Source organism: Candidatus Devosia phytovorans (assembly GCA_029202405.1).
Taxonomy (GTDB): domain Bacteria; phylum Pseudomonadota; class Alphaproteobacteria; order Rhizobiales; family Devosiaceae; genus Devosia; species Devosia phytovorans.
Genome location: CP119312.1, coordinates 626,371 through 647,051 on the forward strand (window position 1 = coordinate 626,371; position 20,681 = coordinate 647,051).

Genomic DNA, 20,681 nt, shown 5'->3' on the forward strand with positions numbered 1-20,681 from the left:
GCTGAACTGGAGTTGAACAGGGCTGTGGACATCGGTTCACCTTCAACTCTCGGACAAAAGTATGACTTTTGAGGGTTGCGTTGGCCGCTGCCCGTGCGGTACTCACAGACTGAGTTTTGCGGAATGTTTGCTACAGAGCTGCCGCACACTCGGTGTCACCCCGGCCTTGAGCCGGGACCCATCCTGAGATGGTTGACTTGCCGCCAGGTTGTTGTGCTCATCACATCGACCTTGCGGATGCGGCGCGATCTCGAGATGGGCCCCGGCTCAAGGCCGGGGTGACACCGTGGGTGTGGACATTTCCGAGCATGAACACGGTTTGCGGGGGACGGCATGGGCGACAGGCATTATCCAGATGGTCTTCTGCTTGGCCGGGCCCGTGTTCCGGGACATGCCCATCCGCGCGTGGTGACCGTGCGCAACGGTGATCTCTACGATATCACGGTCAAGAGCTTCGCCACCGTGCGCGACATTGCCGAGAGCGGCAGGGCTGCGGACCATGTGCGCGCGGCGGAGGGCATCAAGCTCGGGTCGGCCGATGCGATGCTTGCCAATTCCGTCGCCGGGCAGATCGACCTGGCGCTGCCAAGCCTACTGTCGCCGATCGACCTGCAGGCCATCAAGGCGTCGGGGGTGACCTTCGTCGTTTCCCTGCTCGAACGCGTTATCGAAGAGCAGGCACGGGGCGACAAGTCTCGGGCCGATGCGCTGCGCGGCGAAATCCTTGAGCTGATCGGCACCGATCTCAGCCAGCTGGTGCCGGGCTCGGATGGCGCTATGAAGGTCAAGGCGGCGCTGATCGAGAAGGGCGTGTGGAGCCAGTATCTCGAAGTCGGCATCGGGCCGGACGCGGAAATCTTCACCAAGGGCCAGCCCATGAGCTCGGTGGGCTATGGCGCCGAAGTGGGGCTGCATCCTGTGTCGAGCTGGAACAATCCCGAGCCAGAAGTGGCGCTGCTGGTGACCTCAAAGGGGGAGATCATCGGCGCGACGCTCGGCAATGATGTCAACCTGCGCGATGTGGAAGGCCGTTCGGCGCTGTTGCTGGGCAAGGCCAAGGACAACAATGCTTCGGCATCGCTCGGGCCGTTCATCCGCCTGTTCGATGGCAGCTTTACGCTCGACACGGTCAAGCAATCCGAACTGTCGCTGCGCGTCGAGGGCGAGGATGGCTTCGTGCTCGATGGTCATTCCTCGATGAGCCAGATTTCGCGCACGCCAGAATCACTGGTGGCTGCGACCATCGGCAGCCATCACCAATATCCCGACGGGCTGGTGCTTTACCTCGGCACAATGTTTGCCCCGGTCAAGGACCGCGACGGCGAAGGCAAAGGCTTTACCCACAAGCTGGGCGATGTGGTCGCGATATCGACATCTGATCTGGGCACCCTATCTAACAGGGTGAACCTCTCCACCAAATGTCCGCCCTGGACCTATGGCGCCAGCAGCCTGCTGCGTGACCTGGCCAAGGCCGATTTGCTCTAACTATCTCCCCTTCTGAAAGGCACTAAAATGGCAGAACTGCACAAAAACCTCATCAACGGGGAATGGGTCGGCTCGGACGGCGTGGAAAATATCAACCCGTCCAATACCGCCGAAGTAGTGGGCGTCTACGCCCGCGCCACCGCCGAAGAAACCAAGCAGGCCATTGCCGCGGCCAAGGCGGCTTTCCCGGCCTGGTCGCGTTCGGGCATTCTCGAGCGCCATGCCATTCTCTCCAAGGCCAGCCAGGAAATCCTCGCCCGCAAGGCCGAGCTGGGCGAGCTGCTGAGCCGCGAAGAGGGCAAGACGCTTCCCGAGGGCATTGGCGAAGTGACCCGCGCCGCGCAGATTTTCGACTTTTTCGCTGGTGAAGTGCTGCGCCTAGCTGGCGAAGTGCTGCCGTCGGTGCGTCCCGGCGTCGGCGTCGAAATCACCCGTGAGCCGATCGGCGTCATCGGCATCATCACGCCGTGGAACTTCCCGATCGCCATCCCGACCTGGAAGATCGCCCCGGCCCTGGCCTATGGCAATACGGTCGTGATCAAGCCGGCTGACCTGGTCCCCGGCTCGACCTGGGCGATCGTCGACATTCTCGTCCGTGCCGGCCTGCCCAAGGGCGTGCTGAACCTCGTCATGGGCAAGGGTTCGGTCGTCGGCCAGACCATGCTCGACAGCAAGGACGTCAATGCCGTTTCCTTCACCGGCTCGGTGGGCACCGGCAAGCGCGTCGCTGCCGCCTCGATCGAAGTCGGCCGCAAGTTCCAGCTCGAAATGGGCGGCAAGAACCCCACCATCGTGCTCGACGACGCCGACCTCAAGGTCGCCGTTGAATCGGTTGCCCAGTCTGCCTTCTTCTCGACCGGCCAGCGCTGCACGGCGTCTTCGCGCGTTATCGTCACCGCAGGCATCCACGACGCTTTCGTCGAGGCCCTGGCCGAGCGGACGCGTAACCTGCGCGTCGGCGATGCCCTGGACAAGAATACGGAAATCGGCCCGGTGGTCGATCCGAGCCAGCTCAAGCAGGACACCGACTATATCGAGATCGGCAAGTCCGAAGGCGCCAAGCTGGTGGCCGGCGGCGAACGCGTCAAGGCTGGCACGGAAGGATATTTCCTGCAGCCGACGCTGTTCACCGAAGCGACCAATGAGATGCGCATTTCGCGCGAAGAGATCTTTGGCCCCGTGGCTTCGGTCATCCGCGTCAAGGACTATGAAGAAGCGCTCGCCACGGCCAATGACACCGAATTCGGTCTCTCGGCCGGCATCGTCACCACCTCGCTGAAATACGCTACCCACTTCAAGCGCAACGCGGAAGCGGGCATGGTCATGGTCAACGTTCCGACCGCCGGCGTCGACTTCCACGTTCCCTTCGGCGGCCGCAAGGGCTCGTCCTACGGCCCGCGCGAGCAGGGCAAGTATGCAGCGGAATTCTTCACGGTGGTGAAGACGGCTTATACGGCTGCTGGCTAAAGACCTGCTGGTCCAACAAATTGCGAGGCCCCCGGAGCGATCCGGGGGCCTTTCCTTTGTAACGCCTGCATTCTCTGGATTTCTGAAGCCTGAACGAGTATTCTTCAGGAGCGATGGAGGTCTTGCGATGAACCTGCATGTCCGTGATCCGAGAGCGCTGGAACTGGCGCAAAAGCTGGCCGAGAAGACCGGCGTGTCGGTCGATGAAGCGGTCGTCAGCGCGCTTGAGGCACAGTTGGAGAAGAGGCCTGAGACGCTCACGGAGGCCGCGCATCGAATCTCCGCGGCTTTAAAGGCTGCCGGCAAGCCAGGAGGGCGCGACTGGACCAAAGAAGAGAGGGATCAGATGTGGGGTCACGACTAGTGTTCGTTGACTCATCGGTTCTTATCGCCATTCTTGCTGAGGAGCCTGACAGAGACCATTTCCTTCGGCAATTGGAAGCGGCTGGCGGCGGCGTGACCAGTCCACTCGTGGTTCTCGAGACGACCATGCGGCTATCTTCGATACACCAAGCCGAACCAGCGCGAACGGAGGAAGAGGTTCTCAGTCTTCTTGCGGTTGCCCGCATTGTGCAGTTGCCTATCCTTGAACAGGACGGCTCCGTCGCGATCGAAGCCTTCGGCCGCTATGGCAAGGGGCGTCGTCATCCGGCCCAGCTCAATATGGCTGACTGCATGGCCTATGCCTGTGCCCGCAATCGGGGGCTGAAACTGCTCTACAAGGGCAATGATTTCGCTGCGACCGACATGGTTTGAACCAGTTCAGCGCTTCTGCGTCAGGGCCATTCCCGCGAGGATCAGGACCACACCCAGGGCGCAGGCCCAGAGGGTAAGGGGCGCGCCGCGGAAGAGGTCGAGGGCGACGCCGGAGACCATCTGGCCGCCGATGACCAGCATGGCCGTGTTGATGGCGCCGATGCGGGCGATGAGCCAGGATCCGGAGGCGACGAAAATAACGCCGACCGGGCCGCCGAGCCAGGCCCACCAGGGCGTATTGGCGGCGCCGGGCAGGAAGAGATTGCCCAGGATCAACCCGAGACCGGTGAGGAAGACGAAGCCCACGGCGTGGTTGAAGAAGGAGGCGATCAGCGGGCTGGTGGAAAGGGCGAGGCGGCCGTTGAGCTGGCGGCTGAGGCCGACGAGAATGCCGGCGGCGATGGCATAGGCGATGAAGAGCGTCATGCGACACCGCCGAGGCCAAAGAGGATGATCAGCAGGCTACCGGCGGCGATCAGCGCGACAGCGCCCGCATCGCGCAGGCCGAGCCGGCGTTTTGGCAGGCCGAAGAGGCCCCATTGATCGGCGGCAAGGCCGAAGACGACCTGGCCGGCAAGGCCCAGCGCCAGCGTGCCGCCCAGCGCGAGGGGTGTGTTGACCGTGGTCGAGGTCAACATGACGGTCGCAGCGCCCGAGAGGCCACCGAAATAGGCCCAGAGGGGTGCCTTGCCGACGACCGGCGCATTGCTCGTCTTGAGGCGGGGCCAGAGCAGGGCGAGCAGCAGGATGGCGGCAACGGTGCCAGTACCATGGGCGAGCCAGGAGGCGAACAGCGACCCGCCATGACGGCCAGCCTCGCCATTGAGGAAGACCATCATGGTCAGCAGGCTACCGCTGGCGAAGGCGGCGAGCAGATGCAGCGGATTGGGGCGATGGGCATCAGGACCGGACATGCGGAACCACTCGAATCGTCAGGAAGACGTGGACACTAGCATGCGTGGTGTCGCGTCCATGCCGCGCCGATACTGCCGGGGCGAGAGGTCGGTAACGCGCTTGAAGGCGGTGCTGAACGCGGCTTCGGACTGGTAGCCGACCGAGAGCGCTATCTGGCCAATGCCATCGGCGGTGTGGCGCAGCCGGTCGCGGGCCAGCAGCATCCGCCAGCGGATCAGATAGTCCCCCGCCGACAGGCCGACGACCCTGCGAAACCGCTCGGCAAAGACGGTGCGCGACAGCCCGGCGCGGGCGGCAAGCTCGGCCAGCGTCCAGCTCCGCGCCGGCTCGGCGTGGAGGGCCGATAGCGCCCGGCCGAGATGGCGATCGGCCAGGGCCTGCAGCCAGCTGACTTCGCCGGGGGCGGCTCTTTCGAGGTAGAGCCGCAAGATATGCACCAGCATGAGGTGGGCAAGATGTTCGGACAGCAGCGCGCCGCCGGGACGATGCTGGCGCAGTTCGTCGGTCAGCTGGGTCAGCGACCATTGCAGGACGGAGGCTTCGGGAGAGACGCTGTCGAGCAGCAGAACCGGGGGCAGTGCGGCGAGAAGGGCAGCGCCTTCGCCTTCAAAGGTGAAGCGCCCACCGATCAGGAACAGATCGCCGCCGCCGTTGAAGTTGGCCACGGGGCCGGTCACGTCGCGATAGAGAATGGCGGCTGGCCGGGGCGGCAGCGACGGGTCGCTGGCCAGAGTGAAGGGCAGGCCAAGCGTCAACAGGAAGCAGCTTCCCTGACGGAGGTGATGCCAGGTCTCGCTTCCGTCCATGCGGAGGTAGCACTCTCCATGCATGACGGCGTTGAACTTGATGCCGACATGGCTGGGGAAGCTGAAGCACCAGTCGCCGGCGATGTCGAGGCCGACGCTGATGGCGCTGCGCGGGCGCAGCAGGGCGAGGATATCGGAAAGTGGATCTGTGACCATTCGGGACGATCGCAAAGGAATGCCGAACGCTAGCACATAGATCGGCCGGGTGCGAGGGCCTATGTAGGGGGCAGAACGAAAGGATACGTCATGACCACAGCACAGTCTCCCATTCATTCCGGCTTCGGGATGCGCAGCACGGCCAGCGAGGTGCTGGCGGGTATCGATCTCTCTGGCAAGCTGGCGGTGGTCACGGGCGGCTATTCGGGCATCGGCATCGAGGCGACCCGCGCACTCGCCGGGGCCGGTGCGGACGTCATCGTCCCGGCGCGCCGGGCGCAAGCGGCGGGATTGGCGCTGGGCGGGATTGCGGGCGTCCGTGTTGCCGAAATGGACCTGGCAGATCTCGAGAGCGTGCGCCGCTTTGCCGAGGGCGTGGTGGCGGAAGGCCGGCATGTCGACATGGTGATCGACAGTGCCGGCATCATGGCGACGCCCGAAACCCGGGTCGGCCCGGGCTGGGAGGCGCAGTTCGCCACCAATCACCTGGGGCATTTCGCGCTGATCAACCGGCTGTGGCCGGTATTGAAAGGCGGGGCGCGCGTGGTGTCGGTGTCTTCGGGCGGGCATGGCATTTCCGACATTCGCTGGGACGACCTGCAGTTCGCCACGGGCTATGACAAGTGGCAGGCCTATGGGCAGGCCAAGACCGCCAATGTCCTCTTCGCCGTGGAACTGGACCGCCTCGGCCAGGCGGATGGCGTGCGCGCCTTCGCGCTGCATCCGGGTGGCATCGTGACGCCGCTGCAGCGCCACATGCCGCGCGAGGAGCAGATGGCACTGGGCTGGGTGGATGCAGAGGGCAAAGGCATCAACCCCGATTTCAAGACGCCGGAACAGGGGGCATCGACCATGGTCTGGGCCGCAACATCGCCGCAGCTGGAGGGTCTGGGCGGCGTCTATTGCGAGGATTGCGACATCGCCCCGATTGCCACCGTGCCGGGAGAGTCCGGGGTACGGGCCTATGCCGTTGACGGGGCGAGCGCGCGGCGGCTGTGGGCGATTTCGGCGGAGCTGACCGGCGTCAACGCGTTCGCCGGCTAGATCAGGTCAGACGCCATTTTTCACGGAGAGCCGTCGCGAGGCATCGCGGCGGCTTTTCGCGCATTGCTGCACAGGTGGGCTTGCCACTTCGGGTCATCGAGTCCTAGACAGACCTGGAACGTAAGGAAGTCCGATGACTGAGCGCCCGTCCGTCCTAGCCCCCTTTCGCCACGAGACATTTCGGCTGCTGTGGCTGGCGACACTGGTGTCCAATCTGGGTGGACTGGTGCAGTCGGTGGGTGCCGGCTGGATGATGACGACGCTGACCACGTCGCATAATATGGTGGCGCTGGTGCAGGCGTCGACGACGCTGCCGATCATGGTTTTTTCCATTGCTGCCGGGGCCCTGGCCGATAATTTCGATCGGCGAACGGTGATGATCATCGCCCAGAGTGGCATGATGGTGGTGTCGCTGATACTGGCGGTACTTGCCTTCCTCGGTCTGCTTAACCCGTGGCTATTGCTCACTTTTACCTTCCTGATTGGCTGTGGCACGGCGTTGTTCAATCCGTCGTGGCAGGCGTCGATGGGCGATATCGTGCCGCGCAGCGACCTGCCGGGCGCCATCACGCTCAATGCCATGGGCTTCAACATGATGCGCAGCGTCGGTCCGGCAGTGGGGGGCTTGATCGTGGCGGTCGCGGGTGCGGCGGCGGCCTTTGCAGTCAATGCTTTTTCCTATGTACCCCTGCTGTTTGCGCTCAGCCGCTGGAAACCGGAGCGGGTGCCCAATCGGCTGCCGCGCGAGAATTTCGGCAGCGCCATGTGGGCCGGCATCCGCTATGTGTCGCTGTCGCCAAACCTCACCACAGTGCTGTTGCGCGGCTTCCTGTTCGGCTTTTCGGCCACGGCAATCCTGGCGCTTTTGCCTTCGGTGGCAGCCGATTACGTGGGGGGCGGCGCGTTGGCCTATGGCACGCTGCTGGGCTGTTTCGGGCTCGGGGCGATTGGCGGGGCGTTTCTCAATGGCCGTATTCGCGAGCGGTTCAGTAACGAGATCATCGTGCGGCTGGCCTGCGTGGGTTTTGCGCTGAGCAGTGTGGCGCTGGGCTATAGCCGCGATCCGTTGCTGAGCCATTTTGCGCTCATTCCGGCGGGCGCCTGCTGGGTGCTGGCGCTGAGCCTGTTCAATGTTTCCATCCAGCTGTCGTCACCGCGCTGGGTGGTGGGGCGGGCGCTATCGCTCTATCAGACTGCAACATTTGGCGGCATGGCAGCGGGTAGCTGGATCTGGGGCCTGAGCGCCGATGCGATCGGACCGGACATGGCGCTGGCCATTGCAGGAGCGACCATGCTGGCCTGCGCGCTGGTGGGTTTCCGCCTGCCACTGCCGCAATTCAATGCGCGCGATCTCAATCCTCTCAATACGTTCAACGAGCCGGTGCTCAAGCTCGACCTCCGACCGCGCAGCGGGCCGATCATGGTGATGGTGGACTATCAGATCGATCAGGCGGACATCCCGCAATTTCTGGCGCTGATGCAGGATCGCCGGCATATCCGCATTCGCGACGGGGCGCGGCAATGGGTGCTGCTGCGAGACCTCGAACATCCAGAAACCTGGACCGAGAGCTACCACGTTCCGACCTGGATCGACTATGTGCGGCATAATCTGCGGCGTACCAAGGCGGATGCGGACAATATCGAGCAGTTGCGGGCGCTACATCGCGGGGCCGAACTGCCGCAGGCGCGGCGCTTCATCGAACGGCAGACGGTGCCACTGGATGACGATACGCCGCTGCGCGAAACCCCTGAAGTTTAATCCCCATTTCGGCCGCGCATAACAAGTCATCCCCGCCGGTGCGGGATTGACTTAAATTGATGCCCTCGATTGTTCTCGAGGTCAGGCCACCTGGGCGAAGCGTTCGTCGAAGGCGTAGCCGGCGCCGCGGACGGTGCGGATCGGGTCGGTTTCGCGGCCGCGGTTGATGGCGCGGCGCAGGCGGCCGATATGGACGTCGACCGTGCGTTCGTCGACATAGACGTCATTGCCCCAGACGCCGTCGAGCAATTGCTCACGCGAATAGACGCGGCCAGGGTGGCGCATCAAATATTCGAGCAGGCGATATTCGGTGGGGCCGAGATGGACGTCGCGATTGGCGCGGCGCACGCGGTGGGTGGTGCGATCGAGTTCGAGATCGCCGACCTTGAGGGCGGCGGTGACGAGATTGGGATTGGCGCGGCGCAGCAGGGCGTGGATGCGGGCGACCAGCTCGGGCACGGAGAAGGGCTTGACGATATAGTCGTCAGCGCCGGTCGAGAGGCCGCGGACGCGTTCTTCTTCCTCGCCGCGAGCGGTGAGCATGATGATCGGCACGCGGGCGGTTTCCTCGCGGGCGCGCAGCCGACGGCAGAGTTCGATGCCGGAGATTTCGGGCAGCATCCAGTCAAGAAGGATCAGGTCAGGCAGCTTTTCCTGGATGGCGTGCTGGGCCTCGTCGCCGGTTTCGGCGGTGACGACGCGGAAGCCCTCGGCCTCGAGATTGTAGCGCAGCAGGATGGCGATATCGCCCTCGTCTTCGACAACGAGAATAGTCGCGGGCATAGGCGTGCTCCATCAAACGGCAGTCACGGCTGCCGTCAGTACAATTCAATGAGGACCATCACCCCTGTAATGCCCCCGAGAGGGGATGATGGTCCGGTGCGGGATATTCCAGGCTTTATGCCTTGATCTGGGTGCGGTGCAGATCCTGCTCGTCGGCGGTCAGCTGCTTGCCGGTCTGCAGATAATAGGCCCGTTCGGCAATATTGGTGGCGTGGTCGCCGATGCGTTCCAGGCTCTTGGCGCAGAACAGCAGGTGGGTACAGGCGGTGATGTTGCGCGGATCCTCGAGCATATAGGTCAGGAGTTCGCGGAACAGGGAGGTGTACATGGCGTCGACTTCGTCGTCGCGGTTGCAGACTTCCACGGCAGCAGCAGAATTGCGGCTGGCATAGGCGTCCAGGGCATCCTTGATCTGGCGCAGCACAAGGGCGGTCATGTTCTTGACGCCATTGTAGAAGGTGGGCTGCAGGGTGATGCCTTCGAGCTTGAGCGAGCGGCGGGCCAGCTGCTTGGCCATATCACCGACGCGTTCCAGGTCGGAAGCGACGTGGATCGAGGTGACGATGGCGCGCAGGTCCGATGCCATGGGCTGGCGGCGGGCGATCATCGAGACGGCGGTCTCGTCGATATTGCGCTGCATGTCGTCGATGCGCTGGTCGGCGATGATGGTGACGTCAGCCAGTTCGCGGTCAAGCTTGAGCAGGGACTTGGTCCCGTTGTCGATGGCGACCTCGACCTGACCGCCCATTTCGGCGATCATCTGGGCGAGGGCAACGAGTTCGTCATTGTAGGACGAAACGATATGTTCGGTGGCCATAGTGGTGTCCTGATCCTTAGCCGATACGGCCCATGATATAGTCCTGGGTCTGCTTGTTGACCGGATTGGTGAAGATGTCTTCGGTGACGCCTTCCTCGATCAGATTGCCCAGGTGGAAGAAAGCCGTCTTCTGCGAGACGCGGGCGGCCTGCTGCATGGAGTGGGTAACGATGACGATGGTGTAGTTTTCACGCAGTTCGTCGATCAGTTCCTCGATGATGGCGGTGGCGATCGGATCGAGGGCCGAGCAGGGCTCGTCCATCAGGATGACTTCCGGGCCAACGGCGATGGCGCGGGCGATGCACAGGCGCTGCTGCTGACCGCCGGAGAGACCAGTGCCGGGCTCGGCCAGGCGATCCTTGACCTCTTCGAAAAGGCCGGCCTTGCGGAGCGAGGACACGACGATCTCGTCCAGGTCGGTCTTGGACTTGGCAAGGCCATGGATACGCGGGCCATAGGCGACGTTGTCGTAGATCGACTTGGGGAAGGGATTGGGCTTCTGGAAAACCATGCCGATACGGGCGCGCAGTTCCACGACGTCAAGATCGGGAGCATAGATGTCTTCGCCGTCGAGCTTGATCGTACCGCCGACCTTGGCGCCTTCGATCGTGTCGTTCATGCGATTGATGCAGCGCAGGAAGGTCGACTTGCCGCAGCCCGAAGGTCCGATGAAGGACGTCACGGCACGGTCCGGGATCTGGATCGAGATGCCGTGCAGGGCCTGCTTCTGACCATAGTGGACGGTGACGTCCTTGGCGGTCAGGCGGATGGGGCGTTCGATCGCGTCAGTCGGGTTCATGGCAGTGTTCACAGTCTGCTGAGTCATTTTCACTTTGCCGGCAAGCATATCCATTTGGACTAATCCTTCTAAGCGCGTTTTTCGAGGCGCGTGCGCAGGAAGATTGCGATGGCGTTCAGGGCGATCATGAAGCCGAGCAGCACGAGAATGGCAGCGGATGTGCGGGCTTCAAAGAAGTTGCGGTTTTCATTGCCCTGCCAGAGGTAAATCTGGACGGGGAGGGCGGTAGCCTGATCCACGGGTGTGCCCGGGACGGCGGCGACGAAGGCGTTCATGCCGATCAGCAGGAGCGGGGCGGTTTCACCCAGGGCCTGAGCGACACCGATGATGGTGGCAGTCAGGATCGAGGGGAAAGTGACCGGCAGCACATGGTGGAAGACCATCTGCGTACGGCTCGCGCCCATGCCGAGGGCCGCCTGGCGAAGGGCGGGAGAGACGCCGCGCAGGGCAGCACGGGTGGCGATGATGATAGTGGGCAGGGTCATCAGGGTCAGCACCAGACCACCGGCGAGCGGCGCCGACAGGGGCAGGCGGAACCAGTTGATGAAGACTGCAGCGCCGAGCAGGCCGAAGACGATGGAGGGCACGGCGGCGAGGTTGTTGATGTTGACTTCGATCAGGTCAGTCAGACGCGACTTGGGTGCGAATTCTTCGAGATAGATCGCGCTGCCCACGCCCAACGGCACGGCCAGGATGATGACAATGAGCATCATCCAGAGCGAACCCATGAGGGCGCCGAGAAGACCAGCGGAGGCTGGAGCGGAGCGCGAGTCGACGTTGGTGAACAGCGACCAGGCAAAGCCCTGGGTAATGGTGCCGTTTTCCTCGAATGTATCGATCAGGGCACGGGTCGGCGCGGCCAGCTGCTGCTGGTTGTCACCCAGTTCGCGATTGATATTGCCCTTGACCCAGTTGTCGGCATTTGCCGAGGCGAGGACGTCGACTTCAACGGTCTGGCCAAGCAGGCTGGGGTTGTCGACAAAAATCTGGCGAATGCGGTGACGTGCGTCGGTTTCGGCGATGGTCAACAGCTGGCGGGCATCAATCTCGTAGCCGGCAGGAGCTTCCTGACGGAGCGAGGCCTCGACGATATTGTTCCAGTTGAGCATGGCGACCTGACGCTGCCAGGCCAGGTTGGCGGCGCGGAAGTCGGCATCGGACTGGCCGGCGATGCGGGCCGGTGGTGGATCGAGATTGATGACGGATTCGTCGAAGGTGACCGTCAGGTGCAGGTTGGACTGCGTAAAGGCCGGGATGCCCTTGGCCAGGACGTCGGCAAAGAGAATGGCGACGAAGCCGAGTGCTGCGACGATGGCGACGATACCACAGTTGCGGAAGATGGTTTCGCTCAGGTGGCGGCGACGCAGGCCGGCCCGGATACGCTGGGTGCGCTCGTTAACCGCCGGGGACGGGTTGGTGACTTTGGTGGTCATTCGTACTGCTCCCGGAAGCGGCGGACGATGTAGAGGGCAACGACGTTGAGGCAAAGGGTCATCACAAAGAGGGTGAGACCAAGAGCGAAGGCAACCAAGGACTGGGGGCCGGTGAAATCGGTGTCGCCGGTGAGCTGGTTGACGATGGAGACGGTGATGGTGGAGACCGGCTCGAGCGGATTGCCACGCAGGATGGGCGCATTGCCGGCGGCGAGCACCACGATCATGGTTTCACCGATGGCGCGGCTGACGGCCAGCAGGAAGGCGCCGACGATGCCGGGGAGGGCCGCAGGTAGCAGCACGTTGCGAATGGTTTCGGATTTGGTGGCGCCCAGGCCATAGGCACCATCACGCAGGGTGCGCGGCACCTGGTTGAGGATGTCGTCGCTGAGCGAGGAAATGAAGGGGATGATCATCACGCCCATGACGAGGCCGGCGGTGAGAGCGCTGGTGGCACTGACGGAGAGGCCGACCGCAGAGCCGGTATCGCGCAGGAAGGGGCCCACGGTCACCAGGGCGAAGAAGCCGTAGACGATGGTGGGGATGCCGGCGAGAATTTCGATGATCGGCTTGACCACGGCGCGAACCGTGCGATGGGCATATTGGCTGAGATAGATCGCCGCCATCAGGCCGACAGGGACTGCCACGAGCATGGCGATCAGCGAGATCATCAGGGTGCCCGAGAGCAGGGGCAGTAGGCCATATTGACCAGCATCACCAGTGCCGGTGGACGAGAATTTCGGAGCCCAGACGGTGCCGAAGAAGAAGTCCAGCGGGTTGATGAAGGTGAAGAAACGGAAGGCTTCGGTGACGAGGGAGGCGACGATGCCGACAGTGGTGAGGATGGCCACGGCAGAGCAAGCGAGCAAAGCCAGATTGACGGCACGCTCGACCTCGTTGCGGGCCCGAAGACGCGGCGCAATGCGGCCACGGGCATAGAGCAGTCCGAGGACCCCGAGACCAGCTGCGGCGCCGATCATGATCAGGAAGTTGAGGAGCTGGAAGCGGGCAACGCTTTCACCGGCAGCCTGTTCGAAGGGCTGCAGCTCGCCAGCCACGCCGAAGCCGGAAGCCAGGTCGCGGATGCGCGCCAGCTGGGAATTGAGGCCGGCCTGGTTGAGGTTGGCGATTACGTCAGCCGGAATCTGGGAGACAATGTACCAGCGCTCGACGCCCGGGGAGAAATAGGCCCAGAGAGCCAGAATGAGCAGGGCGGGAAGCAGCGTCCAGATAATGACCAGCGATGCATGATACTGCGGTCGCGAGTGGACCTTGGATGCTGTGGCTGTGCCGCCGACAAGGGCGCGGCTCTTGGTCCATCCGACCTGATAGGCGAAGCCAAGCATGACGATAAGGAGACCGGCTACGATGACGGTGTTCACTTTGGCTGGCTTTCCTTGCTGGCCGCGGAAGAGAGGTGGGGCCGCGCCATTGGCGCAGCCCCGGAATATTCTTACTGCTGGAAGGCAGCGAGGACTTCAGCGGTCTTTTCAGCAGGCTGCGGGATCAGGCCAGCAGCTTCGAGAGCGCCGCCCGAACCCGAAACGCCTTCCGACAGGAAGAACTCGGTGTATTCAGCCAGGCCAGGGATGGTGCCGATGTGCTCGCCCTTGACGTAGAAGAACAGGGGACGCGAAACCGGGTATTCGCCCGAAGCGACGGTTTCCAGCGACGGCGTGATGCCATCGACGGTTGCGACCTTGAGGGTGTCCTTGTTCTGCTCGTAGAAGGAGAGACCGAACACGCCAACGGTGTTGGCATCCGAGGTCAGACGAGCCAGAGTTTCGGTGTAGTCACCGGCGATTTCAACAACCACGTCCTGACGGAAGGTAGTTTCGACGGCTTCGATTTCGTCGTCCGACAGGCCTTCGGGCAGTTCAGCAGCTTCGGCGCCAGGGGTCACGACGCGTTCCTGGAACACTTCGCGGGTGCCGTGGTTCGAGCCGGGGATCGCGAGGGCGATCGGCTGGGCCGGGAGCGACGGGTCGATCTGATCCCAGGTGGTGTAGGGGTTGTCGACGAGTTCGCCATCAACCGGAACCTTGGCGGCGATTGCCTTGAAGACCTGAACCGGGGTCAGGGCGAAATCAGCACCCGAAGCAGAGGAAGCGAAGACGATGCCGTCGAAGCCGAACTGGATTTCGCGGATGTCGCTGACGCCATTGGCGGCGCAAGCTTCGCGCTCGCCGTCACGGATCGGACGCGATGCGTTTGCGATGTCGATGGTGTTTTCGCCAACGCCTTCACAGAACTGGCTGAAGCCGCCGCCGGTGCCGCCCGAGCCAACAACCGGGGTGTTGAATTCGGGGAAGGAAGCGCCGAATTCTTCGGCGACGATCGAGGCGAAGGGGAGAACGGTGGACGAACCAGCGATCTGGATGGTGTCACGCGACTGAGCGAAAGCGGCAGTCGTGCCGAAAGCGGCAAGCGCGATCACGGCGGCACTGGCGTGGAGTGCGATCTTCATAGGGATTTCCCTTTTTCGAATTCAGTTCAAATCTGGCTGGTCGGTCCGGCAGAGAGTTGCCCGGAACCGCCGTTGACGAGGGGGACCATATGAGGCCTCGACGACAGTTTTATTGCTGTTCCGTGACGCGTTTGTGACAGGTTAATACGATGATTTTCATCGCCTATTTACGAAACAAGCGGAATCGCAGGTCGTTATGTGACAGAGAAATGCGACAAGTTTCGACTGGTGCCCGATCCGGCTGGCCAAGGGCGCAGGGTCGGAATCTTCCAGGCTGTGATCGAAAGCCTAGCCGGGCAATGTGACAGTTGTACGAGACTTGCCGCTAGCGGAGTAGCGGGCGGACATCTGCCTGGATCTTGCGCATCAGGGGCAGGAAGTTGGCGATCATATAGGAGGTCGAGGCACGCGCCGATTGGGCACCGATATTGAGTGCGGCAACGATCTGGCCGGAGGCATTGAACAGAGGTACGGCGATCGAGCAGAGGCCAAGCTCAAGTTCTTCGTCGATGACGGCAAAACCCTGGGCGGCGATAACGGCAAGCTCGGTGGTCAGGGCGTCGAGATCAGCCTTGGTCCTTGCGGTATAGACGACGCGGTCGGAGCGTTCGAGAATATCGCGGGCGGCGGTTGGCGACATGGCGGCCAAGAGGATGCGACCCATTGAGGTGCAATATGCGGGCAGGCGAGCGCCGGCGCCCAGATTGATCGACATCACCCGACGATAGGAGGCGCGGGCGATGTAGAGAATTTCGGTGCCATCGAGCACGGCGGCCGAGGAACTTTCGTTGGTCTGGCCGGACAGCTCTTCGAGGAAGGGCTGAATCATGCGGGGCAGGGGCGTGGCGGCAAGATAGGAATGGCCCAGGTTGAGCACGCGGGGCGTCAGGCGAAAGAATTTGCCGTCGTAGCTAGCATAGCCGAGATGGGTCAGCGTCAACAGGCAGCGGCGGGCCGTGGCGCGTTCGAGACCGGTGCGATTGGCGACATCGGTGATCGAGAGGCTCGCGTGTTCCTCATCGAAACACTCGATGACGGAGAGGCCCTTGACCAGGCCATGGATAATGTCGCCTTCGCGCATGCTGGCTCCCGAATGCCTTGCTGGTACTTAGCCGAGCCTGAGGTGGGGCGCGATCAAAATCGCCATGGCCGGCGCGCGAGAATTCCCTCTTGCCAGTGGCTGTCACCCTGCTAAGAGGCGGAGCGTGGGCCTATAGCTCAATGGTTAGAGCCGACCGCTCATAACGGTCTGGTTCCAGGTTCGAGTCCTGGTGGGCCCACCACTTTCCGATTTCCTGTTCGCCGACTTCAATCGGCTCTCGCCCTGCGCCTGCGCGCCGTGAGAAAATCTCAGCGCGCAAAATCGGAATAGTCCATTGGCATTTCCATCGCCACGGTTGAGCATTCCTGCATCAACACGAAGCCTGTGCCTCACAAATGGGCAACGCAGGTCTTGCAGGAGCCGTCGCCATGACCAAAATCGGTGTCTTCATTCCCATCGGCAGCCGCGGCTGGCTGATCTCCACAACGTCGCCCGCGACCTATCCGAGTTTTGATCTCAACCGCACCGTGGTGCAGCGCGCCGAGCATTACGGGCTCGATTTCGCGCTCGCGATGATCAAGCTGCGCGGCTACAACGGCCCCAGCGAATACTGGCAGCACAATCTGGAAAGCTTCACGCTGATGGCTGGCCTTGCCGCCGTCACCAAGAAGATCCAGCTGTTCGCCTCGGTTGCCATGCTGACCATGCCGCCGGCCCTGGTTGCCAGGATGGTCTCGACCATCGATTCGATCGCGCCCGGCCGTATCGGGGTGAACATGGTCACCGGCTGGCAGCCCAAGGAATACCAGCAGATGGGCCTTGAGCTGACGCCCGAGCATTTCGCGCGTCGCTATGACTATGCCACCGAATATGTGCAGATCATGCAGGAGCTGTGGCAGACCGGTACGTCCGACCACAAGGGCGACTTCTTTCAGTATGACGACTGCAAACTGTCGCCGCGTCCCTCGGCCCCGATCCAGATCGTGGGTGCCGGCCAGTCCCCGGCTGGCATGGATTTCGTCGCTCAATATGGCAATTACAATTTCGTGGTTGCCGGTGGCCTCAACCAGACCGATGGCTGCCGCGACGTGGCTGGTCGCGTTGCCGAGGCGGCCAAGAAGCATGGCCGCGACACCGGCGCCTTCCAGCTGATCATGGTGATCGCTGACCGCACCGACGAGCTCGCCTTTGCCAAGTGGGAACACTACAAGACCGGCACCGATATCGAGGCGCTCGAATGGCAGGCCAGCCAGGCCAGTGCAGACACCAAGGCTGGCGCCAATTCGACAGCCGGCCAGCTCAAGCTCGGCGTGCAAAACCCAGAGCCGACCGGCATGACCAAGATCATCGGTTCCTATGAAAATGTCGCGCGCATGCTCGACGAGATCGCTGCCGTTCCCGGCATCAAGGGCCTGATGCTGACCTTTGATGACTTCATCACCGGCATGGAGCAGTTCGGCGAGCATATCCAGCCGCTGATGAAGTCGCGCAATGCCGCGCTCAAGGGTGACCAGGCTGCGGCCTGATTGCCACGGGCGCCTCCGGGCGCCCGTCCACCCAATTTTGATGGAGTGGCCCTATGGTCCAGATCGGCGTTTTCATTCCCATCGGTAGTCGTGGCTGGATCATGTCCACCACGTCGCCGGAGACCTATCCCACCTTCGACCTCAACAAGACCATCTGCCAGCGCGCCGAGCATTACGGGCTCGACTTCGTGCTCTCCATGGTCAAGCTGCGCGGCTATAACGGTCCGTCCGAATTCTGGCAGCACAATCTCGAACCCTTCACGATGATGGCCGGCATTGCCGCAGTCACGCAGAAGATTAAGCTGTATGCGTCCATCGCGCTGCTCACCATGCCGCCGCCGCTGGTCGCCCGCATGGTTTCCACCGTGGACTCGATCGCGCCGGGCCGCTTCGGGGTGAACATCGTCACCGGCTGGCAGCCCAAGGAATACCAGCAGATGGGCTTGTGGCCGGGCGAGGCGCACTTCGCGCAGCGCTACGACTATGCCACTGAATATGTGACTGTGATGAAGGAACTTTGGGAGACCGGTACCTCCAATTTCCAGGGCCAGTTCTTCCAGATGGACGACTGCAAGCTCAGTCCGCGTCCGTCGAGCCATATCGATATTGTCGCCGCCGGCACCTCGGATCGCGGCATGCAATTCGTGGCCGAGCATTGCGACTATAATTTCGTTTCGTCGGGTGGCGGTATCAACGAGCCCGACAAGGCCGGCGCCAATGTGCTGCGCCTCGCCAAGATCGCCGAAACCACCGGGCGCAATGTGCAGGCCTATACCGGAGCGATGATCATCGCCGACCGGACCGACGAACTGGCCTTCGCCAAGTGGGAGCACTACAAGAAGGGCACTGACCACGAGGCCATTGCCTGGGCCCATTCGCAATCGTCGCAGGACAGCAAGGCCGCCGCCAATTCGACCGCCGGCGGCATGGCGGCCCGCACGCTCGAGCAGATGCGCAATCCGGCCGCGGCCCAGCCCAACAATGGCCTGCGCCTGATCGGCTCCTACGAGAATGTCGCCAAGATGCTGGATGTCATGGCGGAAACGCCGGGCCTGGGCGGCATCATGCTGACATTCGACGACTTCATCACCGGCATCGAGCAGTTCGGCCAATATATCCAGCCGCGCATGCGCAGCCGCGCCAAGCCCATTGCCGCCGCCAACCAGAACGCGGCCTGATTTCATCATCGACCAAAGGAGTCTACCAGCCATGGTAAAAATAGGCGTCTTCATCCCGATCGGTAGCCGCGGCTGGCTGATTTCGACCACGTCACCGGAAACCTATCCGACCTTCGACCTCAACAAGACCATCGTGCAGCGCGCCGAGCACTACGGGCTCGATTTCGCCCTCGCGATGATCAAGCTGCGCGGTTACAACGGGCCTTCCGAATACTGGCAGCATAACCTTGAAGCCTTCACCCTGATGGCCGGCATTGCCGCTGTCACCCAGAAGATCAAGCTCTATGCCTCGATTGCGCTGCTGACCCTGCCGCCACCGCTGGCGGCGCGCATGGCCTCCACCATCGACTCCATCGCGCCCGGCCGTTTCGGGGTCAATATCGTGACGGGTTGGCAGCCCAAGGAATACCAGCAGATGGGACTTTGGCCCGGTGATGCACACTTCCGCGACCGCTACGCCTATGCAGAGGAATATGTGAAGGTGATGAAGGAGCTCTGGGAGACCGGTACCTCCAATTTCCAGGGCAAGTATTTCCAGATGGACGACTGCAAGCTGTCGCCGCGTCCGTCCGCCCCGATCGAGATCGTCGCAGCTGGTGCGAGCGATCGCGGCATGCAGTTCGTGGGTGAGCTGTGCGACTATAACTTCGTTGGTGCCGGTGGCGGTATCAACGAGACGGCCAAGTCTGGCGACAACGCCCAGCGCCTGCTCGACGTGACCAAGCCCTATGGGCGCAAGGTCGGTGCCTATACGCTCCTGATGATCATCGCCGATCGCACCGACGAGATGGCCATGGCCAAGTGGGAACACTACAAGGCCGGCACCGATTTCGAGGCGATCGAGTGGATGGGCGAACAGTCCGGTGCGGACAAGAATGCACCCGCCAACTCTACGGCTGGTGGCATGGCGCGGCGCGCCAAGGAAATGCTCGAAAAGCGGGAAACCGCCGAGCCGAACGGCATGCTGAAGCTGATCGGATCCTACGAAAATGTTGCGCGCATGCTGGACGAGATTGCCGAGAAACCCGGCATCGAAGGCATCATGCTGACCTTCGACGATTTCATCATCGGGATGGAGCAGTTCGGTCAGTATATCCAGCCGCTCATGAAGTCGCGCAACGGCAAGACGGTTCAGGCTGCGGCCTGAACCCAAGCCATCGAAATGAGAGACCATCATGTCTGAAGTCATGTCGCCCGAACGGGTTATCGATGTCCGCACCTTCTGGCAGGCGGTTGGCCTGCGTGCCGTGGGGACGGCTATCGTCACCGCCGAGGGCAATGACGGACCGCGTGGTTTCCTCGCGCTTTCAGCGACCCACCTCTGCGCCAGTCCACCGACCATGATGATCTCGGTCGACAAGAATACCTCTGCCGTCTCGGCCATTCTTGAAGGCGGGCACTTTGCCATCAACTATCTCTCGACCGAGCAGGGGGAACTCGCCGGCCCGTTCGGGGGCAAGGGCGAGCTCAAGGGCGCCGATCGCTTCACGCTGGGGTCTTGGACCAAGCTGACGACCGGCGCTCCGGTGCTCGACGGGGCGTCGGGCGTCATCGACTGCGAAGTCGAAGAAACCATCGAGCGTCACGGCACGCTGATCGTGCTGGGCCGGGTCAGGGATTTCGCTGCGACCGAAGGCACGAGCCCAATGGTCTCCTACAAGGGCAAGACCCTGTGACGGAGAAGCGTTCTGCCCTACTGGTGATGGATTTCCAGCATGAGATCGTCGCCGGCCACGATGCGGCTGCGGCCATCGCCAATACGAAGATGGTTCTCGATGCGGCCCGCAAGGCCCGCGTGCCGGTCGCCTATGTGGTGGTGGGCTTTCGGCCGGGTTATCCGGAGGTTTCGGCCAACAACAAGGGTTTTTCCGCGGTCAAGGCAGCCGGCCGGCTGGTCAATCCGAGCGTGATTGACGAACTGGCGCCGATTGAGGGTGAACCGGTGGTCACAAAACACCGCGTCGGCGCGCTCTATGGGACCGACTTGCCGGTTATTCTGTCGGCCTTCGGGGCCAATCATCTCGTGCTCACCGGCATTTCCACCAGCGGCGTCATCCTGTCCACGACCCGCATGGCGGCCGACATGGATTTTGCCGTCACCATCCTGGCCGATTGCGTGGGGGACAATGATCCGGCCGTGCACGACTTCCTGCTGACCAAGATCCTGCCGCGGCAGGCCGAGATCAGCGATTCCGCCAGCTTCATCGCCTCGATCAGTTGAAGGCTTCAAAACCAAAAAAAGCCCCCG

General features: G+C 62.6%; 21 protein-coding genes and 1 tRNA gene. 12 read left to right on the forward strand and 10 right to left on the reverse strand.

Annotated elements, in window-relative coordinates; translation table 11 throughout:
* Positions 1-333 precede the first annotated feature (333 nt).
* The 4 genes from P0Y65_03085 to P0Y65_03100 all read left to right on the forward strand — a co-directional run bounded on the left by P0Y65_03085 (position 334) and on the right by P0Y65_03100 (position 3,708).
* Positions 334-1,485: a fumarylacetoacetate hydrolase family protein gene (locus P0Y65_03085; protein WEK05260.1), complete on the forward strand. Its 1,152-nt coding sequence runs from the start codon at positions 334-336 to the stop codon at positions 1,483-1,485.
* 27 nt (positions 1,486-1,512) lie between these two features.
* Positions 1,513-2,952 carry an aldehyde dehydrogenase family protein gene (locus P0Y65_03090; protein ID WEK05261.1) on the forward strand — a complete coding sequence of 480 codons (1,440 nt, stop codon included), beginning with the start codon at positions 1,513-1,515 and terminating at the stop codon, positions 2,950-2,952.
* Between the two features lie 127 nt (positions 2,953-3,079).
* Positions 3,080-3,316 carry a type II toxin-antitoxin system VapB family antitoxin gene (locus P0Y65_03095; GenBank protein WEK05262.1) on the forward strand — a complete coding sequence of 79 codons (237 nt, stop codon included), beginning with the start codon at positions 3,080-3,082 and terminating at the stop codon, positions 3,314-3,316.
* Positions 3,316-3,708, forward strand: coding sequence for a type II toxin-antitoxin system VapC family toxin (locus tag P0Y65_03100; GenBank protein ID WEK05263.1), 393 nt, complete (start codon positions 3,316-3,318; stop codon positions 3,706-3,708). The genes P0Y65_03095 and P0Y65_03100 overlap by 1 nt, the downstream gene beginning before the upstream one ends.
* A 6-nt stretch (positions 3,709-3,714) precedes the next feature.
* On the opposite strand, the gene P0Y65_03105 is transcribed toward P0Y65_03100, so the two are convergent.
* Genes P0Y65_03105 through P0Y65_03115 form a run of 3 tightly spaced genes read right to left on the reverse strand, consistent with a single transcriptional unit; the run spans position 3,715 to position 5,585 of the window.
* Positions 3,715-4,134: a DMT family transporter gene (locus P0Y65_03105; GenBank protein WEK05264.1), complete on the reverse strand. Its 420-nt coding sequence runs from the start codon at positions 4,132-4,134 to the stop codon at positions 3,715-3,717.
* Positions 4,131-4,622 (reverse strand): DMT family transporter, encoded by a 492-nt coding sequence (locus P0Y65_03110; protein ID WEK05265.1) that lies wholly within the window; start codon positions 4,620-4,622, stop codon positions 4,131-4,133. Before P0Y65_03110 ends, P0Y65_03105 begins: the two co-directional genes overlap by 4 nt.
* Before the next feature lie 18 nt (positions 4,623-4,640).
* A complete protein-coding gene (locus tag P0Y65_03115) occupies positions 4,641-5,585 on the reverse strand; it encodes an AraC family transcriptional regulator (GenBank protein WEK05266.1) in 945 nt (314 codons plus the stop codon).
* Between the two features lie 90 nt (positions 5,586-5,675).
* Here P0Y65_03115 and P0Y65_03120 point away from each other — a divergent pair, with 90 nt between their 5' ends.
* Both P0Y65_03120 and P0Y65_03125 read left to right on the forward strand, forming a co-directional pair.
* Positions 5,676-6,629, forward strand: a complete 954-nt coding sequence (locus P0Y65_03120) for an SDR family NAD(P)-dependent oxidoreductase (GenBank protein ID WEK05267.1) — start codon at positions 5,676-5,678, stop codon at positions 6,627-6,629.
* A 133-nt stretch (positions 6,630-6,762) separates the two neighbouring features.
* Entirely contained in the window at positions 6,763-8,388 is a 1,626-nt protein-coding gene (locus P0Y65_03125; protein ID WEK05268.1) for an MFS transporter, read from the forward strand.
* A gap of 81 nt (positions 8,389-8,469) precedes the next feature.
* Here the strand turns inward: P0Y65_03125 and phoB are convergent, their stop codons facing one another.
* From phoB to P0Y65_03160, 7 genes are all read right to left on the reverse strand, one after another.
* Positions 8,470-9,171: a phosphate regulon transcriptional regulator PhoB gene (gene phoB / locus P0Y65_03130; GenBank protein WEK05269.1), complete on the reverse strand. Its 702-nt coding sequence runs from the start codon at positions 9,169-9,171 to the stop codon at positions 8,470-8,472.
* Between the two features lie 115 nt (positions 9,172-9,286).
* Positions 9,287-9,988 carry a phosphate signaling complex protein PhoU gene (gene phoU / locus P0Y65_03135; GenBank protein ID WEK05270.1) on the reverse strand — a complete coding sequence of 234 codons (702 nt, stop codon included), beginning with the start codon at positions 9,986-9,988 and terminating at the stop codon, positions 9,287-9,289.
* A 16-nt stretch (positions 9,989-10,004) separates the two neighbouring features.
* Complete coding sequence (pstB, locus tag P0Y65_03140; protein WEK05271.1) at positions 10,005-10,787, reverse strand: phosphate ABC transporter ATP-binding protein PstB; 783 nt, start codon at positions 10,785-10,787, stop codon at positions 10,005-10,007.
* A 68-nt stretch (positions 10,788-10,855) separates the two neighbouring features.
* Positions 10,856-12,220 (reverse strand): phosphate ABC transporter permease PstA, encoded by a 1,365-nt coding sequence (gene pstA / locus P0Y65_03145; protein ID WEK05272.1) that lies wholly within the window; start codon positions 12,218-12,220, stop codon positions 10,856-10,858.
* Positions 12,217-13,602: a phosphate ABC transporter permease subunit PstC gene (gene pstC / locus P0Y65_03150; GenBank protein WEK05273.1), complete on the reverse strand. Its 1,386-nt coding sequence runs from the start codon at positions 13,600-13,602 to the stop codon at positions 12,217-12,219. The genes pstA and pstC overlap by 4 nt, the downstream gene beginning before the upstream one ends.
* A 71-nt stretch (positions 13,603-13,673) precedes the next feature.
* On the reverse strand, positions 13,674-14,687 hold the full coding sequence (locus P0Y65_03155) for a substrate-binding domain-containing protein (protein ID WEK05274.1): 1,014 nt from the start codon (positions 14,685-14,687) through the stop codon (positions 13,674-13,676).
* A 325-nt stretch (positions 14,688-15,012) separates the two neighbouring features.
* Entirely contained in the window at positions 15,013-15,768 is a 756-nt protein-coding gene (locus tag P0Y65_03160; GenBank protein ID WEK05275.1) for an IclR family transcriptional regulator C-terminal domain-containing protein, read from the reverse strand.
* A gap of 126 nt (positions 15,769-15,894) precedes the next feature.
* Between P0Y65_03160 and P0Y65_03165 the strand changes: the two genes are divergently transcribed.
* From P0Y65_03165 to P0Y65_03190, 6 genes are all read left to right on the forward strand, one after another.
* Positions 15,895-15,970, forward strand: a tRNA-Ile gene (locus P0Y65_03165).
* 187 nt (positions 15,971-16,157) lie between these two features.
* The gene (rutA, locus tag P0Y65_03170) at positions 16,158-17,255 is read left to right on the forward strand and encodes a pyrimidine utilization protein A (GenBank protein ID WEK05276.1); all 1,098 of its coding nucleotides are present in this window, start codon (positions 16,158-16,160) and stop codon (positions 17,253-17,255) included.
* Positions 17,256-17,308: 53 nt separating this feature from the next.
* Entirely contained in the window at positions 17,309-18,433 is a 1,125-nt protein-coding gene (rutA, locus tag P0Y65_03175; protein WEK05277.1) for a pyrimidine utilization protein A, read from the forward strand.
* Between the two features lie 31 nt (positions 18,434-18,464).
* Entirely contained in the window at positions 18,465-19,580 is a 1,116-nt protein-coding gene (gene rutA, locus P0Y65_03180; GenBank protein ID WEK05278.1) for a pyrimidine utilization protein A, read from the forward strand.
* Positions 19,581-19,608: 28 nt separating this feature from the next.
* Positions 19,609-20,109 carry a flavin reductase family protein gene (locus P0Y65_03185; GenBank protein ID WEK05279.1) on the forward strand — a complete coding sequence of 167 codons (501 nt, stop codon included), beginning with the start codon at positions 19,609-19,611 and terminating at the stop codon, positions 20,107-20,109.
* Entirely contained in the window at positions 20,106-20,654 is a 549-nt protein-coding gene (locus tag P0Y65_03190; protein ID WEK05280.1) for a cysteine hydrolase, read from the forward strand. The genes P0Y65_03185 and P0Y65_03190 overlap by 4 nt, the downstream gene beginning before the upstream one ends.
* Positions 20,655-20,681: the final 27 nt, after the last annotated feature.

Bases quoted from the DNA above. Each gene is read 5' to 3' on its own strand.
- P0Y65_03085 (WEK05260.1), top strand. From the start codon at position 334: ATGGGCGACAGGCATTATCCAGATGGTCTTCTGCTTGGCCGGGCCCGT.
- P0Y65_03090 (WEK05261.1), top strand. From the start codon at position 1,513: ATGGCAGAACTGCACAAAAACCTCATCAACGGGGAATGGGTCGGCTCG.
- P0Y65_03095 (WEK05262.1), top strand. From the start codon at position 3,080: ATGAACCTGCATGTCCGTGATCCGAGAGCGCTGGAACTGGCGCAAAAG.
- P0Y65_03105 (WEK05264.1), bottom strand. From the start codon at position 4,134: ATGACGCTCTTCATCGCCTATGCCATCGCCGCCGGCATTCTCGTCGGC.
- P0Y65_03110 (WEK05265.1), bottom strand. From the start codon at position 4,622: ATGTCCGGTCCTGATGCCCATCGCCCCAATCCGCTGCATCTGCTCGCC.
- P0Y65_03115 (WEK05266.1), bottom strand. From the start codon at position 5,585: ATGGTCACAGATCCACTTTCCGATATCCTCGCCCTGCTGCGCCCGCGC.
- P0Y65_03120 (WEK05267.1), top strand. From the start codon at position 5,676: ATGACCACAGCACAGTCTCCCATTCATTCCGGCTTCGGGATGCGCAGC.
- P0Y65_03125 (WEK05268.1), top strand. From the start codon at position 6,763: ATGACTGAGCGCCCGTCCGTCCTAGCCCCCTTTCGCCACGAGACATTT.
- phoB (WEK05269.1), bottom strand. From the start codon at position 9,171: ATGCCCGCGACTATTCTCGTTGTCGAAGACGAGGGCGATATCGCCATC.
- phoU (WEK05270.1), bottom strand. From the start codon at position 9,988: ATGGCCACCGAACATATCGTTTCGTCCTACAATGACGAACTCGTTGCC.
- pstB (WEK05271.1), bottom strand. From the start codon at position 10,787: ATGAACCCGACTGACGCGATCGAACGCCCCATCCGCCTGACCGCCAAG.
- pstA (WEK05272.1), bottom strand. From the start codon at position 12,220: ATGACCACCAAAGTCACCAACCCGTCCCCGGCGGTTAACGAGCGCACC.
- P0Y65_03155 (WEK05274.1), bottom strand. From the start codon at position 14,687: ATGAAGATCGCACTCCACGCCAGTGCCGCCGTGATCGCGCTTGCCGCT.
- P0Y65_03160 (WEK05275.1), bottom strand. From the start codon at position 15,768: ATGCGCGAAGGCGACATTATCCATGGCCTGGTCAAGGGCCTCTCCGTC.
- rutA (WEK05276.1), top strand. From the start codon at position 16,158: ATGACCAAAATCGGTGTCTTCATTCCCATCGGCAGCCGCGGCTGGCTG.
- rutA (WEK05277.1), top strand. From the start codon at position 17,309: ATGGTCCAGATCGGCGTTTTCATTCCCATCGGTAGTCGTGGCTGGATC.
- rutA (WEK05278.1), top strand. From the start codon at position 18,465: ATGGTAAAAATAGGCGTCTTCATCCCGATCGGTAGCCGCGGCTGGCTG.
- P0Y65_03185 (WEK05279.1), top strand. From the start codon at position 19,609: ATGTCTGAAGTCATGTCGCCCGAACGGGTTATCGATGTCCGCACCTTC.